The sequence below is a fragment of the Vibrio sp. 1249-1 genome, from assembly GCF_033340495.1.
This window is the reverse complement of the sequence record NZ_JAWOWJ010000473.1, coordinates 1-731: the sequence shown is the minus strand read 5'-3', so window position 1 is coordinate 731 and position 731 is coordinate 1. Positions and strand designations below refer to the sequence as shown.

Below are 731 nucleotides of genomic sequence, written 5' to 3'. Positions count from 1 at the left end.
ATGTCCGTCACCACGATCAGTTTTGGCTTTACAGGGCAGTTAATCGCATAGTCAATTGCACCAATCCCCATTGGGCCAGCACACGCCAAAAGCGCTAACGCACCACCTTCTTTAATGCCCATATCGTGTTCGTACACGTATTGGGTAGTGTGGTAACTCGCATGGTACGCACCGATGATGCAAGACATTGGCTCCGCCAGAGACGCATCAGCAAAGTAATCGCCGTGGTAAGGCAGTACGCAACCTAGGTCGATAGCGATTTTAGGAATAACGGAATACGTCGCGTTGCCACCAAATGTCTCATAGCTGTAGCCTGCTGAGTAGCCTGTTGGCAAGCCCATGGCTGGTTGCAGAACAAAGTAGTCACCAGCTTTGAATTGATCTTTTAGATTCTCACCAACTTCAACAATCACACCTGCGTATTCATGACCTGTCATCACTGGCACTTCGTCAATGTTTTCAGGAACGCGTTTGTGTTTGCTACCTAACAATGCTGCTTTGTAAGTGGATAGACAAATGCTGTTTGAAATGTTTTTAACCAGAAGTTCGTCGGCTGAAATGTTTGGTAAATCAAAGGTTCTTAATTGAACGTTTTTCTCACCACAGATAACCGCTGCCGTTGTTTGTACCATGATTTCTCTCCTAATTGGGGCGATACCTGCCGCCCCAAACTGCATTGTTAGGCTGGTTGCTCAGTCGCGACCGTTTGTTGCTTAATCTTATCCATCAGC

Annotated in this window: 1 protein-coding gene; it reads right to left on the bottom strand. The window is 46.6% G+C overall.

Features of this window, described 5'->3' with window-relative positions; all coding sequences use genetic code 11:
- The coding region (locus tag R7Z50_RS27065) for an alcohol dehydrogenase catalytic domain-containing protein (RefSeq protein WP_318149692.1) at positions 1-632 on the bottom strand (632 nt) is incomplete at its 3' end.
- Positions 633-731 lie beyond the last annotated feature (99 nt).